This is a genomic window from Nocardia flavorosea, assembly GCF_015477805.1.
Taxonomy (GTDB): domain Bacteria; phylum Actinomycetota; class Actinomycetes; order Mycobacteriales; family Mycobacteriaceae; genus Nocardia; species Nocardia flavorosea_A.
The window spans coordinates 1,724,626-1,740,560 of record NZ_JADLQL010000001.1 but is presented as its reverse complement, the minus strand read 5'-3'; the positions used below and the strand labels follow the sequence as shown (position 1 = coordinate 1,740,560).

12 protein-coding genes are annotated in these 15,935 nt (G+C 68.5%); 11 read left to right on the top strand and 1 reads right to left on the bottom strand.

Features of this window, described 5'->3' with window-relative positions; translation table 11 throughout:
* Positions 1-142: 142 nt before the first annotated feature.
* From IU448_RS07810 to smc, 7 genes are all read left to right on the top strand, one after another.
* Positions 143-1,228 carry a winged helix DNA-binding domain-containing protein gene (locus tag IU448_RS07810; RefSeq protein ID WP_195054733.1) on the top strand — a complete coding sequence of 362 codons (1,086 nt, stop codon included), beginning with the start codon at positions 143-145 and terminating at the stop codon, positions 1,226-1,228.
* Between the two features lie 430 nt (positions 1,229-1,658).
* On the top strand, positions 1,659-3,182 hold the full coding sequence (locus IU448_RS07805) for a PstS family phosphate ABC transporter substrate-binding protein (protein WP_195054732.1): 1,524 nt from the start codon (positions 1,659-1,661) through the stop codon (positions 3,180-3,182).
* A gap of 192 nt (positions 3,183-3,374) precedes the next feature.
* Positions 3,375-3,509, top strand: coding sequence for a hypothetical protein (locus tag IU448_RS29360; RefSeq protein ID WP_267466998.1), 135 nt, complete (start codon positions 3,375-3,377; stop codon positions 3,507-3,509).
* 59 nt (positions 3,510-3,568) lie between these two features.
* Positions 3,569-4,042: an OsmC family protein gene (locus IU448_RS07800; RefSeq protein WP_195054731.1), complete on the top strand. Its 474-nt coding sequence runs from the start codon at positions 3,569-3,571 to the stop codon at positions 4,040-4,042.
* 2 nt (positions 4,043-4,044) lie between these two features.
* Positions 4,045-4,350 (top strand): acylphosphatase, encoded by a 306-nt coding sequence (locus IU448_RS07795; protein ID WP_195054730.1) that lies wholly within the window; start codon positions 4,045-4,047, stop codon positions 4,348-4,350.
* A 287-nt stretch (positions 4,351-4,637) separates the two neighbouring features.
* Positions 4,638-5,072 (top strand): DUF1707 SHOCT-like domain-containing protein, encoded by a 435-nt coding sequence (locus IU448_RS07790; RefSeq protein WP_195054729.1) that lies wholly within the window; start codon positions 4,638-4,640, stop codon positions 5,070-5,072.
* A gap of 202 nt (positions 5,073-5,274) precedes the next feature.
* Positions 5,275-8,901 carry a chromosome segregation protein SMC gene (gene smc / locus IU448_RS07785; RefSeq protein ID WP_195054728.1) on the top strand — a complete coding sequence of 1,209 codons (3,627 nt, stop codon included), beginning with the start codon at positions 5,275-5,277 and terminating at the stop codon, positions 8,899-8,901.
* 108 nt (positions 8,902-9,009) lie between these two features.
* On the opposite strand, the gene IU448_RS07780 is transcribed toward smc, so the two are convergent.
* Positions 9,010-9,399, bottom strand: coding sequence for a DUF2237 family protein (locus IU448_RS07780; protein ID WP_033241367.1), 390 nt, complete (start codon positions 9,397-9,399; stop codon positions 9,010-9,012).
* A 166-nt stretch (positions 9,400-9,565) separates the two neighbouring features.
* Between IU448_RS07780 and ftsY the strand changes: the two genes are divergently transcribed.
* From ftsY to IU448_RS07760, 4 genes are all read left to right on the top strand, one after another.
* Entirely contained in the window at positions 9,566-11,287 is a 1,722-nt protein-coding gene (gene ftsY, locus IU448_RS07775) for a signal recognition particle-docking protein FtsY (RefSeq protein WP_195054727.1), read from the top strand.
* Positions 11,288-11,551: 264 nt separating this feature from the next.
* Positions 11,552-12,841: an ammonium transporter gene (locus IU448_RS07770; RefSeq protein ID WP_324188547.1), complete on the top strand. Its 1,290-nt coding sequence runs from the start codon at positions 11,552-11,554 to the stop codon at positions 12,839-12,841.
* 5 nt (positions 12,842-12,846) lie between these two features.
* The gene (locus IU448_RS07765) at positions 12,847-13,185 is read left to right on the top strand and encodes a P-II family nitrogen regulator (RefSeq protein ID WP_033241369.1); all 339 of its coding nucleotides are present in this window, start codon (positions 12,847-12,849) and stop codon (positions 13,183-13,185) included.
* Between the two features lie 183 nt (positions 13,186-13,368).
* Positions 13,369-15,798: a [protein-PII] uridylyltransferase gene (locus IU448_RS07760; RefSeq protein ID WP_195055107.1), complete on the top strand. Its 2,430-nt coding sequence runs from the start codon at positions 13,369-13,371 to the stop codon at positions 15,796-15,798.
* The last annotated feature ends 137 nt before the right edge of the window (positions 15,799-15,935 follow it).

Below are 15,935 nucleotides of genomic sequence, written 5' to 3'. Positions count from 1 at the left end.
GCCACTCGGACCACCCTGACACTACGGTGGCGATACCGGTGTCCCGCTGTGGACCCGGTGCGGGATCGACCGTGTTCGGGGCGCTCGGGTCTACCGGCTCGACAGGCTCCGACTTGTCGGTGCCGGCGCCGATAATGCCGGTATGCGGGAATTGTCACTGCGCACCTTGAACCGGACCTTGCTGGTACGCCAGCATCTGGCGGCCCGGACCGAGCTGCCACCCTACGAGCTGGTCCGGCATCTGGTCGCGGTGCAGGGGCAGGAACCGAATTGGCCCTATATCGGGATGTGGTCGCGGTTGCGGTGGTTCGATCGTCCGGACTTGGCCGCGCTGATGCACGACCGGAAACTCGTCCGGTCCACCACTCTCCGGCGCACCGTGCACCTGAGCACTGCGGAGGATTTCCGCTGGCTGCGTCCCACGGTTCAGGCGTATGTCGCGGGAGCGCTCAATACCGCCTACTACCGCAATGAGATCGACGGTATCGAGTTGACCGCCTTGGCCGCGGTGGGCCGGGAAGTTCTGGCGGGCCGGTGGATGTCGCGGGGTGATCTCGGAAGGGCGCTGGCCGAATACTTTCCGCAACGTCATACGCGGAGGCTGGCGGAGGCGGTGGAGGTGCTGGTGCCGATGGCGCACGGCGCCGAAACCGGGGAATGGGGCCGATGGCGCAACCGATATGTCACCATCGGCCCGGCCGAGGAATGGATCGGGGCACCGCTCGGCCCGGCCGACCCACCCACTTTGGTGCTGCGCTATCTCGCCGCGTTCGGGCCGGCGAGCGTCGCCGATATGCAGGCCTGGTCGGGTCTCACCCGGCTCAGCGAGATCGTCACCGCATTGCGTCCACGGCTGCGGGTACTGCGGAGCGCGGAAGGCGCCGAGTTGTTCGATCTACCCGATGCGCCGCTCGCCGATCCGGACCTGCCGGTGCCGGTGCGGTTTCTGCCCGCGTTCGACAATGCGCTGCTCGGTTACCGGGACCGGCGCCGGATCATCGCCGAGGAAGATCGGCAGCGGACCTCCCGTGAGGCGTCGGCCGGGGTCCCGGTGTATCTGGTGGACGGTTTCGTGCACGGCCGGTGGTCGTTACAGGATTCGACACTGCGCATCGAACCCTGGTATCGGTTCGCCGCGGACCAGCGTGCCCTCGTCGAGGCAGAGGCCCGGCAACTGCTGACATTCGTTTCCGGTGACGGAGGCGGCGATATCGTCGTCACCGGGTGAACGGATCGCAGGGTCGCAGGAGCCAGGATTCGCTCGGAGCGGGCCGGTTTCGGCCATGTCGTGGACGGCGCAGCGCGGTTTCGGGCCGATCGTCCGGCCTCCGCACCTGCCGTATAGTCCAGGATTCCTGGAGTTTCGCGGGAACTACCGGGATGCATGGGCTTTCCCGTTCGAGGTCCCGCGACTTCCGGGCCGCCAATGGCTCGGTGCTGAAGCGAGTGCCTGCTGACACCACGAAGGAGCAGTCGCCCCCGAGTGAGGGACGCACTGCGGCAGTGGTGAATCGATGACCAGAGCTCGTGAGCCCACCCCACGGCGGTCGATGACGCCGCGGTGAATCGTGCGCGAACATTCGGCCGGTCGAATGGGTTTCGCCCTACGGTTGGCCGAAAATGGTGGCCGATAGTGGGATTCGGGGTGGTATTCGCCGGTGGGTGAACTGTTGTTCGGTATTGTGCTCCCGCTCGCCGGTATCGCGATCCCGGTGGGCGCCTTCGTCTGGGAGTTCGTCTTCGTCGGTCGTAAACGGCTCGGCTGGCGGGTACAGATGGATACGCCGGTCACCGGCGAAGCGGAATCCGGGCACGCCGGGGCGCTTCGGCAATTACGGCAGACCCCGGAGGGCGCCGAACGTAATCTGCAGGATCTGTCGGTGGTGCTGGTCCGGATCGAGAACCACGGTGCCACCACCATCGATGCCGCCGATTACGTGACCGGGCAGAACGGCCGGGCCGGACTACATCTGCATTTCCCGCAGCGGCGGGTGATCGGAATGGCGGTGACCGAACTGAGCAATCCGGGGCTGGCCGTCTGTTTCGAACCGGATTCGGGTTTCGGTCACCGTGAACTGCCGGGGCAGGATATCGGTGTCATCGATCTGCCGAAGGTTCCGCTGAACCGATCGGACCACTACAAGATCCTGGCCACCCTGGAACGCACCGCCGGTACGGGCGACTATCCCGAGCCCACGATGCAGGGCGTGGTCACCGGCGGCGGTATCACCAAAACCCAGGGTCGTTCCGGGGCTTCGCTGCTCATGCTCGTCCTGACCGGGTTTCTGGTCACCGTTATCGCGGCGATGGCCGTGCTCGATATCGTCGAATCCGACGCGGCGCCGAGTGGTTGCGCCACCGGGCGGCTCACCGTGGTGGGCTCGACCGCATTCGCACGGGTGGTCGAGGAGGCGGGCGATCTCTACGAACGGACCTGTCCGGGTTCGGATATCGACTACGAGTTCGAGGGCAGCGAACGCGGTATGGCCCGGGTCGACGACGCCCGCGGTGCCGACGGCACGCTGCTGGCGATCGGTGACGCGCCCAAAGGCGCGGATTTCCCCGGACTGGTGCAACGGCCGCTGGCGCTGTCGTTGTTCACCGTGACGGTGCATCCGGGAACCGGGGTTACCGACCTCACGGTCGAGCAGATCCGGGACCTGTTCCTCGGAAGGGTCACCAATTGGCGAGCCGTCGGCGGCGCCGATCTGCCGGTTCGGGTGGTCAATCGCTACGCCGGTTCCGGTACCCGGTGGAATTTCGAGACCCGGCTGCTGGCAACCGGACAGCCGCCGGAACCCGGTATCACCTGCAATGAGCTCGCGCGACGCGACGGACCCGGGCGCTGCCAGACCTTGACCACCCGCGACGTTCTCGACGAGGTGGCCGAGATACCGGGTGCCGTCGGATACAGCGAGGCCGCCGATGCCGCGGATACGCCGGGGGTGGTGCGGGTGACGATCGGCGGCCGGCCCGCGACGCGCGCGGCGGCCGGCGTAGGGAGTTACCCGTTTTGGGGAGTGGAGTACGCGTACTCGTACGGTGATTTCGCCCCGGGATCGATCGGGGCGAGCTTCGCGCGTTTCCTGCTGTGGGAGGGCGGTCAGGACGTGATCCGCCGCTACGGGAATCTTCCTTGTGCGGAGCTGGTCGATCCTTCGCGGTGCCATCCGCATCGGTGATCCCGGGGCGATCTCCCGGGCGATCCGCCGGGGTCGGATTCGCGGCGTAAAGATCGCGCAAGTGAGGGGTTTCCGGGCCGTCCGCAGGGGTAGTTTTTCCTGCGCACCGCCGGTGGGCGCGGCCGGAATCACCGGCCTCGCCGGTGGGTACGCGGCCGGTGGCGCCGCGTGATGTGGAGTGGAAGGACTGCCATGTCCCTGGTGACACCGACGCTGATCGCCGCATTCGTCGTCGGCTTACTGCTGCTGCGGCTTCTCGCCGTAATGCTGGAGGACCGGCCGAAGCGGCCGGTGCGGGTGACCGCGCGGCGGTCGCGCCGGGGTTGATCCGCACCTGCCGCGGACGGGTGCGCGCGGCCCGGGCGGTGGATGGCAGGATCGCAACCATGGCTGATGACACCACCACTGTGGCCGCCGCGGTGCCGGCCGGCGCACCCTCGGGCCCGACCACGCTGTGGGTGGAGCGTACCGGGACCCGGCGCTATACCGGGCGTAGTTCTCGCGGAGCGGAGGTACTGATCGGGTCGGAAAGCGTGCCCGGTGTCTTCACACCCGGCGAGCTCTTGAAGATCGCGCTGGCCGCGTGTTCGGGGATGAGCTCGGATTTCCCGCTGTCGCGCCGGCTCGGCGACGATTACGACGCGACCATCCGGGTGTCCGGTGCCGCGGACCGGGAGAACGAGGTGTACCCGCAGCTGGACGAGGTGTTCGAACTCGACCTCAGCGAGCTCGACGAAGCCGCCCGCGAGCGGCTGCTGGTGACGGTGCAGCGGGCAATCGACAAGGTATGCACAGTGGGCCGGACATTGAAGGCAGGGAGCAAGGTGACGCTGTCCTTCGAGATCGATACCGTCGACTGATCATGGGGGGCGATACGACCGCGCAATCGGCGACCGATCCGGTACGGCTGAGCGCCTGGGTGCACGGATATGTGCAGGGCGTGGGTTTTCGCTGGTGGACCCGGTCGCGGGCCTTGGAGCTCGGGCTCACCGGGCATGCCACCAACGCGGCCGACGGGCGAGTGCATGTGGTGGCCGAGGGGTCGCGGCGCGCGGCGGCCGAATTGCTGGCGCTGCTGCGTTCTCCGGCGGCGCCCGGCCGGGTGGATCTGGTGGTCGAGAACTGGGAGCCGGCCCGGGGCGGGCTGCAGGGGTTCGTGGAGCGATAGGGGAGGCCGCCCGATCGGGGGCGGTGCTTCACGGACCGGTCGTTGCCAGGTGGGTGAGCGGTCGGTGCTTCGGCCGGAACCACCCGTCGACCCCCGTACGTCGATCCGATCCCGGTGCCGGGTGTCTCGGGGCGATTGCTCCCGCTGTCTGTAGCCGTGTCCTGTTCGGTCATTCCGCGGTGGGTGTGGGGGTTATGAGTTTCCGAAACACTTGACATTCCACAGTGGGAGTATCACTATAAGTTTATTCCACAGTGGAGTGTGGTCCGACTTGTAAGGGGAGCGCTATGGAGATCTCGGCGGGCATCCGCGCCTCGGATGCCGAACGTGATCGATTCGTGCGGGAGCTGGGCCGGCATCTGGGCGACGGCAGGCTCGACCTCGCCGAATACGACGAGCGGGTAGCGCAGGTGTATCGGAGCGCGACCCGCGAGGAACTGCAGGGTGTGCTCGCGGATCTGCCCGCACCGAAGCAGGCGCCCGAGCAGAAGTCGGCCGTGCGCCGATCGCGCTCGCGGTTCCCGATCTGGCAGCGGATCGAGGGCGGCGCCTGGCTGGGGGTCAGTGTGCTGGTGCTGGTGATCTGGGCGGCGATCTCACTGGGCGTGGGAACGTTCACCTACTTCTGGCCGATCTGGGTCATCGGCCCGTGGGGTGCCGTACTGGCATTACGCGCGGCAACCGGAATCGAGGCCGGCCGCTGCCATCGCCGCAAGGTATAACGCCCGGTAGCCTCGGTGGTATCCGGTCGGCGGAACCACCGGGCCACGGTGTGGCCGCTCTTCGGCAACCGCACCGCCACCACCCGCAGCCGATCGGCCACCTCCGGTGCGCCGGATGGGGTTATCTCGCTGCGGCCCTATAGCATGGCTGATCGGCCTGAGCGAGGCGGACAGTACGTGGAGGCGGAAAGGGTCGTCGGCGTTGCATCTGAAGAGCTTGACGTTGAAGGGCTTCAAATCCTTCGCGTCCGCGACGACATTGCGGTTCGAACCTGGTATCACCTGCGTGGTCGGTCCGAACGGGTCCGGTAAATCCAATGTCGTCGACGCGCTCACCTGGGTGATGGGCGAACAGGGCGCCAAAGCACTACGCGGCGGCAAGATGCAGGACGTCATCTTCGCCGGCACCTCCGGCCGGGCCGCGCTCGGCCGGGCCGAGGTGACGCTCACCATCGACAATTCCGACGGCGCGCTGCCGATCGATTACGCCGAGGTCTCCATCACCCGCCGGATGTTCCGCGACGGCGCCGGGGAATACGAGATCAACGGCAATTCGTGCCGGCTGATGGATGTGCAGGAACTGCTCAGCGATTCCGGTATCGGCCGCGAAATGCATGTGATCGTCGGGCAGGGACAGCTCTCCGCGATCCTGGAATCGCGACCCGAAGACCGGCGCGCCTTCATCGAGGAGGCCGCGGGCGTTCTCAAACACCGCAAACGCAAAGAGAAGGCCGTCCGCAAACTGGACGCCATGCAGGCCAACCTCGCCCGCCTCACCGATCTCACCACCGAACTGCGCCGCCAGCTCAAACCGCTGGGCCGTCAGGCCGAGGTGGCACGCCGGGCACAGACAGTGCAGGCCGACCTGCGTGATGCCAGGCTGCGGCTGGCAGCCGACGATCTGGTCACCCGGCGGGCCGAGCTGGAAAGTCAGCAGAGCAAGGAAGCCTATGCGCGGGAACAGCAGATCACCGTGCAAAGCGAACTCGACGCGGCAAACGCGGCCCTGGCCCAGCAGGAGTTCGAACTCTCCCGGCTCACCCCCAGCGCCGAAGCGGCGGGTCAGCTGTGGTTTCAGCTGTCCGCACTGGCCGAACGCGTCAATGCCACCACCCGGATCGCCACCGACCGGGCCCGGCATCTCGATACCGCGCCCGCGGCGAATACCGGCCGTGACCCCGACCAGCTCGAAGCCGAGGCCGATCGGGTCGAAGCCGAAGAAGCCGAACTCCGCGAAGCCGTCGAGATGGCCGCGGAAACCCTCGAAGCCGCCCGGGACGGGCTCGCCGAACGCGAACACGAGGCCAAAGCGGCCGAACAGGCGCATCTGGCCGCCGTCCGCGCCATCGCCGACCGCCGCGAAGGGCTGGTCCGGCTGTCGGGGCAGGTCGACAACCTGCGCACCAGAGCGCAATCCGTCGATGCCGAGATCGTCCGGTTGACCACCGCCCTCACCCAGGCGCGGGCCCGGGGTGCGGAGGCGCAGCGCGAATACGACGGTGTGCAGGACGAACTCGCCGAACTCGACGCGGGGGAGGCCGGCCTCGACGCTCAGCACGAACACGCTGCCGAAGCGCTCGAGCTCGCCGATCACCGCGTCACCGAACTACGCGCCGAGGACCGCGACGCCGGCCGGCGGGTCGCCTCGCTGACCGCGCGGATCGAAGCGCTCGGCATGAACCTGGCCAGCCGCGACGGGGCGGCCTGGCTGACGGAGAACCAGCCGGCCGGGCTGCTGGGACCGCTGTCCGAACTGCTCGGCGTGCACCCCGGATACGAGGCCGCCGTCGCGGCGGTCCTCGGTCCGGTGGCCGAGGCAGTGGTCGCCGATACCGGTGATACGGCGGCCAGCGCCGTCCGGGCGCTCGGCAAGGCCGACGCCGGGCGGGCCGCGCTGGTCTACGAGGGTGCCGCCGCGGATACCGGACTCGAGGACGACACCCAGCTGCCCGGTGCAGCGCGCCGGCTGCTCGAGGTGCTGAGCTACCCCGATTCGCTGCGCGCGGCGGTGATCGCACTGACGAGCCGGGTCGTGGTCGTCGACGATCTGGACCGCGCCGCGGAAGTTCTCGCGACCCGTCCCGAGCTGCGGGTCGTCACCCGGGAGGGCGATCTGGCCGGATCCGGCTGGCTGGTCGGCGGATCCGATCGCGCGCCGAGCCGCCTCGAGATCCAGGCCGAAATCGACACCGCCGAAACCGAACTGCGGGCCGCGCAACGCCATGCCGAGGAACTGGAGGCGAGCCTGTCCGGGGCACTGGAGGAACAGGCCGACCGCAAGGACGCGGTGGACCAGGCGCTGCTGGCCCTGCACGAATCGGACCAGGCACTCAACAGCATCTACGAACGGCTGGGCCGGCTCGGTGCGGCCGTGCGCGCGGCGAACACCGAATCCGAACGCCTGCTCGAGCAGCGGGCCGCCGCCGAGACCTCGCGGGAAGAGGCGGTCACCGCGCTCGCCGACCTGGAGGACCGGCTCCGCCACGCCGAACTGGAACAGGCCGACGCCGCCGGCGATGCCGCCGGCGCCGCCGGCACCGAGGCCGCCGCACTGGCCCGCGAAGAAGCCGCCGCGGCACTGGCCGAGGCTCGGACCATGGAGGTGGAGGCACGGCTGGCGGTGCGGACCGCCGAGGAACGCGCCGAATCGGTGCGCGGTAGAGCAGAGTCGCTGCGCCGCACCGCCCGTACCGAACGCGAGGCCCGGGCCCGGGCGGAACGCGCCCAGGCCGCCCGGCGGCGCGCCGCCCAGGTCGCGGCGGCGGTCGCCGAATCCGGTGCCGAACTGTCCGCCGAACTGGAGCGAGTCGTGGCGGCGGCCGCCACCCGACGCGACGATCTGGTGCGCCGGCGCACCGAATGTGCGACCGCGGTCGACCAGATCAAGGAGCGGGTTCGGGCATTGAGCACCCAGCTCGGGCAACTCACCGACGCGGTGCACCGCGACGAGGTCGCCAAGGCGCAGGCGGCGCTGCGCATCGAACAGCTCGAGGCCAATATCGGCGAGCAGTTCGGTATCGCGCTCGACGATCTCATCGCCGAATACGGCCCCGATATCGCGCTACCGCCCAGTGAGCTGGAGATTCGCGAATACGAGCAGGCCAAGGAGCGCGGGGAGCAGGTCACCGCACCGGCGCCCATGCCGTACGACCGGGCCTCGCAGGAGCGCCGCGCCAAACGCGCCGAAAAGGATCTGGCGACCCTCGGCAAAGTGAACCCGCTGGCTCTCGAGGAGTTCGCCGCCCTCGAGGAGCGCTACAACTTCCTCGCGACCCAGCTCGAGGACGTCAAGAAAGCCCGCCAGGACCTGTTGGACGTGGTCTCCGAGGTGGACGCCCGTATCCTGCAGGTTTTCACCGATGCCTACGCCGATGTGGAACGGGAATTCGTCCAGGTCTTCTCGGCCCTCTTCCCCGGTGGCGAAGGCCGGCTACTGCTCACCGATCCCGGCGATATGCTCACCACCGGTATCGAGGTGGAGGCGCGGCCGCCGGGTAAGAAGGTCAAGCGGTTGTCGCTGTTGTCCGGCGGCGAGAAATCGCTGACCGCGGTGGCGCTGCTGGTCGCCATCTTCCGTGCGCGACCTTCACCGTTCTATGTGATGGACGAGGTGGAGGCGGCGCTCGACGATACCAACCTGCGTCGGCTCATCGGACTGTTCGAACAGCTGCGCGAGAAGAGCCAGCTGATCGTGATCACCCACCAGAAGCCGACCATGGAGATCGCCGACGCGCTCTACGGTGTCAGCATGCGTGGCGACGGCATCACCCAGGTGATCTCGCAACGTCTGCGTGGGCAGAACGTCACTCCCGCCCCCGCACCGGCGTGATATCGCCGGACACCCGCCACCGGCTGTGCCGACGACCGAGCGGGCGACGCGACGCGTCCGGACCGGTCAACGGTGCGGCCGCGGCCGGTCGATTGGTCAGAACAGGTCTCAGAGCAGATCGCTGACGTCGTCGGGTACATCGACCGCGTATTTTCGCAGGATCTCCATCGATATCACTTCCAGGGCATTCTCATGGGTCGCCGCCAGTATCACCGGCGCCGCGACACCGTCCTCGTGCGCGTGCAACCAGCGCACCGCCACTACACACCATCGGTCGCCCGGCTGCAGGCCGGGAAAATTGTTCTCCGGACGCGGTGTGCTCAGATCGTTGCCGATGGATGCCTGGTGCTCCAGGAACTCGGCTGTGACGACCGTGCACACGGTGTGGCTGCCCAGATCCTCCGGGCCGGTGCTGCAGCAGCCGTCCCGGTAGAACCCGGTCAGAGGATCGGTGCCGCACTCTTGTAGCGGACCCCCAAGCACGTTTCGATCGGTCACATCGCCGATCCTATTGGCCTGTAGCGAGAACTTCCGCAGGACAAGAAATCTCACCGGTCATGTTCGCCCGGTTGAGCTGGGAAGGTGCAGCGTGCGCGGGCGCGCCCGCCGCGCGGGCCGGGCGGGGTCGGCGGCCGCCCGCACCGGCTCTGCAAGGATGGGCGGTGTGAGTGCGCAAGCTTGGATTCTGATCGCAGCGATCGCCGCCGTACTGCTGGTCGCGCTCGTGGCCGGCTTCGTCCGGTACAAACGCGGCCGGGTCTCGCTGACCCCACCGACGGAGAAACGGGAGCTGGCCGACCGGTCGGGTGGATACCAGGCGGCCGGTGGATTCAGTTTCAGTCAGGGCGGACAGGGCGCTACCGCGGCGCCCGCGCGCCCGAGTCCCGCTGAGCGGACGGATACCGAGGGGCAGCCACATATCGGCGACGATGCAGCGATACCGCGCGACGCCCCCCGCCGCGGGATCACCGATGTGCCGCTGCCCGATGCTGTCGACACCGCGACCACCACCGCACCGGAGGCGCCGGGCGGCGGGGCCACCGCGCCGCCGGAACCGGAGACGACCCTGCCGCCGGAAACCGGGACGGGCGCGCAGAGCGATACGCTCGGCGCTTCCGCGGCCGGCACGACCGCGCCCCGCGAGACGGAAACAGCGGAGCCCGACGCCGCTCCCGCGGAATCGGCGGCTCCTGTCACGCCCGAGATGCAGGCGCCTGCGCCTTCCGCTGCGGAGGAATCCGCGGCGCCCGAGGCAGAAACTCCCGTGCGGCCGGAGACCGAGACCGCGACACCGGCCGAGACCGAAACGCCCGCGCCGGAGACCGGTGGCGCGGTTGCCGCGGCGAGCACCACCGCACCGGATACCGCGACCACACCGCCCGCGGAATCGACGTCGGGTGAAGCCCCGGTGGTCGCGCCCGATACCGCGGCCGGTGCCCATCTCGTCCCCGAGGTCGAGGAGATCGAGCCCACCTCCGGCCGGCTGACCCGGCTGCGCGGGCGGTTGTCGCGGTCGCAGAACGCGGTCGGCAAAAGCCTGCTGGGTTTGCTCGGTGGCGGCGACCTCGACGAGGAATCGTGGGAAGAGGTCGAGGACACACTGGTGCTGGCCGATATCGGCACGGCCGTCACCAGCGTCATCGTGGAACGGCTGCGGGAGGAGATGGCCGCGCGCAGTGTGCGCACCGCCGACCAGGCGCGTGCGGTGCTGCGTGATGTGCTCATCGAATCGCTGCGGCCCGAACTCGACCGCTCCGTCCGCGCGCTGCCGCACCCCGACCACCCGTCGATCCTGCTCGTCGTCGGGGTCAACGGCACCGGTAAGACCACCACCACCGGCAAACTCGCCCGCGTACTCGTCGCCGACGGCCGCCGGGTGCTGCTGGGCGCGGCCGATACCTTCCGGGCCGCCGCGGCGGACCAGTTGCAGACCTGGGGCGAGCGGGTCGGCGCGGATACGGTCCGCGGTAAGGAGGGCGCCGATCCCGCTGCCGTCGCCTTCGACGCGGTGGCCACCGGTATCGACTCCGGTGTGGACGCGGTACTCATCGATACCGCCGGTCGCCTGCACACCAAGACCGGGCTGATGGACGAGCTCGGCAAGGTGAAGCGGGTGGTGGAGAAGAAGGCGTCGGTGGACGAGGTGCTGCTGGTACTGGATGCCACCGTCGGGCAGAACGGGCTCATGCAGGCCCGGATCTTCGCCGAAGTGGTCGATATCAGCGGTGTGGTGCTGACGAAACTGGACGGCACCGCGAAGGGCGGGATCGTCTTCCAGATCCAGCACGAGCTCGGAGTCCCGGTCAAACTTGTCGGTCTGGGCGAAGGCGCCGACGATCTGGCTCCGTTCGAACCGTCGGCGTTCGTGGACGCGCTGCTCGGCTGACCACGGCCGCCCGGCGGCGTCCAGCAGACTGACAGGCGGCCGGCCCGGCGTCGGCGGACGCCGGGCCGGGCGACCTCACAAGACGCGGTGACCAGCAGGTACGACGGCGGCAACACAGTGGAAACACGACGGTGTGATCCATTCACGTAGGTGAAACACCGGAGCGTCACGGTTGAAACACCGAATGAGGACCCTTCATTGGCGGGCCCGAAGTCGCGCAGGCGGCGGGCCGGAAGATGAGGGAGGTAACTGGTGGAAACCGTGATCGGGGCGCCCAATGCCGGCGATACCGCATGGATATTGACGAGCGCCGCGCTCGTACTGCTGATGACACCCGGCCTGGCGTTCTTCTACGGCGGTATGGTCCGGGGCAAGAATGTGCTCAACATGATCATGATGAGCATCAGCGCGATGGCTGTCGTGACAGTGCTCTGGGTTCTGTTCGGCTTCTCGGTCGCGTTCGGGACCGATAGAGGCGGGCTACTCGGCGATCCGGGGCAGTTCTTCGGCCTGAAAACGCTGATCGCCGGATTCGGTGACGAATCGGCCGGTGTCCCGCTGTTCGGGAACATTCCGGCGACCGTCTTCGTCGCGTTCCAGGCGATGTTCGCGATCATCACCGTGGCGCTGATCTCCGGTGCGGTCGCCGACCGGCTGAAGTTCGGGGCGTGGCTGGCGTTCAGCGCCATCTGGGTCACCCTGGTGTACTTCCCGGTCGCCCACTGGGTCTGGGGCGGCGGCTGGATCATGGCGAAGGTCGAGGCCATCGACTTCGCCGGTGGTACCGCAGTGCACATCAACTCCGGCGCCGCCGCGCTGGCCCTCGCGATCGTGGTCGGCAAACGCGCCGGCTGGCCCAAGACTCCCTTCCGGCCGCACAACCTGCCGTTCGTGATGCTGGGCGCCGCTCTGCTGTGGTTCGGCTGGTTCGGGTTCAACGCCGGTTCCGCGGTGGCCGCCGACGGTGTCGCCGGTGCCGCCTTCATCACCACCCTGGTCGCGACCGCAGCCGCGATGATCGGCTGGCTCGTGGTCGAGAAGATCCGCGACGGTAAGCCCACTTCGCTCGGCGCCGCCTCCGGTATCGTGGCTGGGCTGGTCGCCATCACCCCGTCCTGTACTTCGGTCAACGTACTCGGCGCGCTGGCCATCGGGGTGATCGCCGGTGCGGTCTGCGCGCTGGCGGTGAGCCTGAAGTTCAAGTTCGGTTACGACGATTCGCTCGATGTCGTGGGTATCCACATGGTCGGCGGTATTCTCGGCACGGTACTGATCGGGTTGTTCGCCGCTCCCGAGGCGCCCGCGGGTGCCGAGGGCCTGTTCTACGGCGGCGATCTGGAGCTACTCGGCCGGCAGACGCTCGGTGCGGTTGCCGTGCTCGCGTACTCCTTCGTGATCGCTTTGGTGATCGCGTATGCGATCAAGTTCACGATCGGTCTGCGTGCCGACGCCGAAGCGGAGTCGGGCGGTATGGACGACTCCGAACACGCGGAAACGGCATACGATTTCGCTGCACTGGGTGGAACCGCTCGTTCGGCCGGCAAGGAGGCATGAACCCCATGAAACTGATCACCGCAATCGTCAAACCGTTCACGCTCGAAGACGTCAAAACCGGTCTGGAACAGGCGGGCGTATTCGGTATGACCGTGAGCGAGGTCCAGGGCTACGGCCGGCAGAAAGGCCATACCGAGGTCTACCGCGGTGCCGAGTACTCGGTGGATTTCGTCCCGAAGGTGCGGGTCGAGGTCGTGGTGGACGACGCCTCGGTGGACCGGGTCGTCGATCTGATCGTCGATGCCTCGCGCACGGGAAAGATCGGCGACGGCAAGGTCTGGGTGAGCCCGGTCGAGACGATCGTCCGGGTGCGTACCGGCGAACGCGGCACCGACGCGCTATAGAACCTGCCGTGCCGGCAGCGCGCGAGACCGCAATGCTTTCGGCGTTACGGGATCGCCTCCCGCGCGAGGAGTGTGTGTAGACAACGACAGCGGCCCCGCTCCCACCGTTTCCGGTCGGGGCGGGGCCGCCGGTGTGACGGGTGGTGGTGTGGTTTGGGTGCCGAACGGCAAAAACGGGAGCACGTGCGGGCGGCGCAGCGGCCGGGAAAATCCGCGGAACTGTCCAACGGCGCCGCCGATCTGGTCCGCGCCCGCAACCGGTTGCTGGGTGGCGGGCAACCCCGGCATCCCCGCCTGGACGCCGAATCGCTGCGGTCGGCACTGGTCGACCTGTACGAGCTGTGGCTCACCAGTAAGGGCACGGAGGTCGGGATAACCCCGGACAGCGGCCTGGCGATCATGGCCGTGGGCGGCCTCGGCCGGCGCGAGATGCTGCCCTACTCCGATCTGGACCTGGTGCTGCTGCACGAGGATATGGACCCGAAGCGGGTCGCCGAAATCGCCGACCGGTTGTGGTATCCGCTGTGGGACGCCCACATCAAACTCGACCACAGTGTGCGGACGGTGCCACAGGCGTTGCGGGTCGCCGCCGATGATCTGGTCGCGGCACTCGGGATGCTGGATGCCCGTCATATCGTGGGCAACCCCGAACTCAGCGATCGCATCATCGCCGGTATCCGTAAGGATTGGCGCCGCGGTATCCGCGGTCGCTATGACGAACTGCTCACGGGAGTCCGCGCCCGCTGGGACCGCAGCGGGCAGATCGCCCACCGCACCGAACCCGATCTGAAGAACGGCCGCGGCGGGTTGCGCGATATCCAACTCCTGGACGCGCTGGCGATCGCGCAGCTCACCGATGCCATGCCGGGGCTGGGGCCGGATACGCCCGGCGGTGGTCTGGCCCAGGCGCATCGACGGCTCCTGGACGTCCGCACCGAACTGCACCGGGTGGCGGGCCGGGCACGCGACCAGTTGCGCGCCCAGGATGCCGACGAAATCGGCGCGGCACTGCGGATAGGGGACCGGTTCGAGCTGGCCCGGACGCTCAGCGACGCGGCCCGCACCGTCGGCTATTCGGTGGATGTCGGATTGCGTACCGCCGGTAATGCGTTACCGCGGCGGGGACTGGCGCGGTTGCGGCGGGTGCCGGTGCGGCGGCCCCTGGACGAGGGGGTCGTCGAACATGCGGGTGAGGTGGTACTGGCCCGGGACGCCCGGCCGCAACGCGACCCCGGCCTGATCCTGCGGGTGGCGGCGGCGTCGGCGCAAACCGGTCTGCCGATGTCGGCGACCACCCTCAACCGGCTGGCCGAGGACGCCCCGGAACTGCGTGAGCCGTGGCCGAAAGACGCGCTCAACGATCTGCTGGTGCTGCTCGGTTCCGGCCGCGGGGTGATCGACGCGGTAGAGGCGCTCGACCGAACCGGTCTGTGGGGCAGGTTGCTTCCGGAATGGGGGGCGGTGCGCGATCTGCCGCCGCGCGACGCCCTGCACATCTGGACCGTGGACCGGCATTCGGTCGAAACCGTGGCCTACGCGAGCGCATTGAGCACCCGGGTGGCCCGTCCGGACCTGCTGGCGCTCGGCGCGTTGTTGCACGATATCGGCAAGGGCCGCGTCGAGGACCACTGTGTGGTCGGCGCCGAGCTCGCCACCCAGATCGCGCGCCGGCTGGGTCTGTGGCCGGCGGATGTGCAGATTCTCAGTGATCTGGTGCGCCACCATCTGCTGCTGCCGGATGTGGCCACCCACCGCGATATCGACGACCCGGCCACGGTGCAGTACGTGGCGGATACGCTGCACCACGATCCGCGGCGGCTCGAACTGTTGCATGCGCTGGCGGAGGCGGATTCGCTGGCCACCGGACCGGGCGTCTGGGGTGACTGGAAAGCGACGCTGATCGGTGAACTGGTGCGGCGCTGCCGCGCTGTGATGGCAGGCGAGGAACTCCCCGAGCCCGAACCCGTACCGGAACAGTTGCTGGCTCGGGCCGCCGCCGGTGGGGTGCACGTCGAATTATCCCAGGCCGACGGTAAATACACCTACATCGCCACCGTCATCGCCCCCGACACTCCGGGTTTGCTGGCCGATACCGCCGGCGTGCTGGCGCTGCATTCGCTGCGGGTGCTGTCGGCGGCGGTCGGCGGGGCGGGGGAGTCGGCGATCAACACCTTCGTCGTGACACCGGCCTTCGGGTCCCCGCCGGACGCCGGCCTGCTGCGCCAGGAACTCAAACGGGCGATCGCCGGAGACCTCGATGTGCGCGCCGTGCTGACCGCGCGGGAACGGGATACGCCTGCCGCGGCGCGATGTGCCCGGGCCGAACCGCGGTTGCTGTGGACACAGACCCCGGTCGCGGGCCGGTTCATCGTGCAGCTACGGGCGGAGGATCGAATCGGCCTGCTGTGCCGGCTGTCCGCCGTGCTGTCGGACGCCGGTGCCGATGTGCGCTGGGCGAAGGTGGTGACCATGGGATCGTTCGTCGCCGACGTCTTCTGTGTGGATCTGGGTGCGGACGCCGGTCCGCACCGGCGGTCGGCCATCGAAAAGGCCATGCTGGCGGAAGTTCCGCAGCCGGCGCCGCGCAAAACCCCGGAGCAGGAAGGCAGCTGAACACCGCCCCGGGCGTACCCGGACAGGTGCGGGCACGGTCGTGACCGGTATGTCCTGTGGCGAAGGTCACCGTTGCGCGTCGATTGCTCTTCAGTTGCCAGCAGGTCCTGAGTCGCTCGGTCGCGGGCCCCTACCAT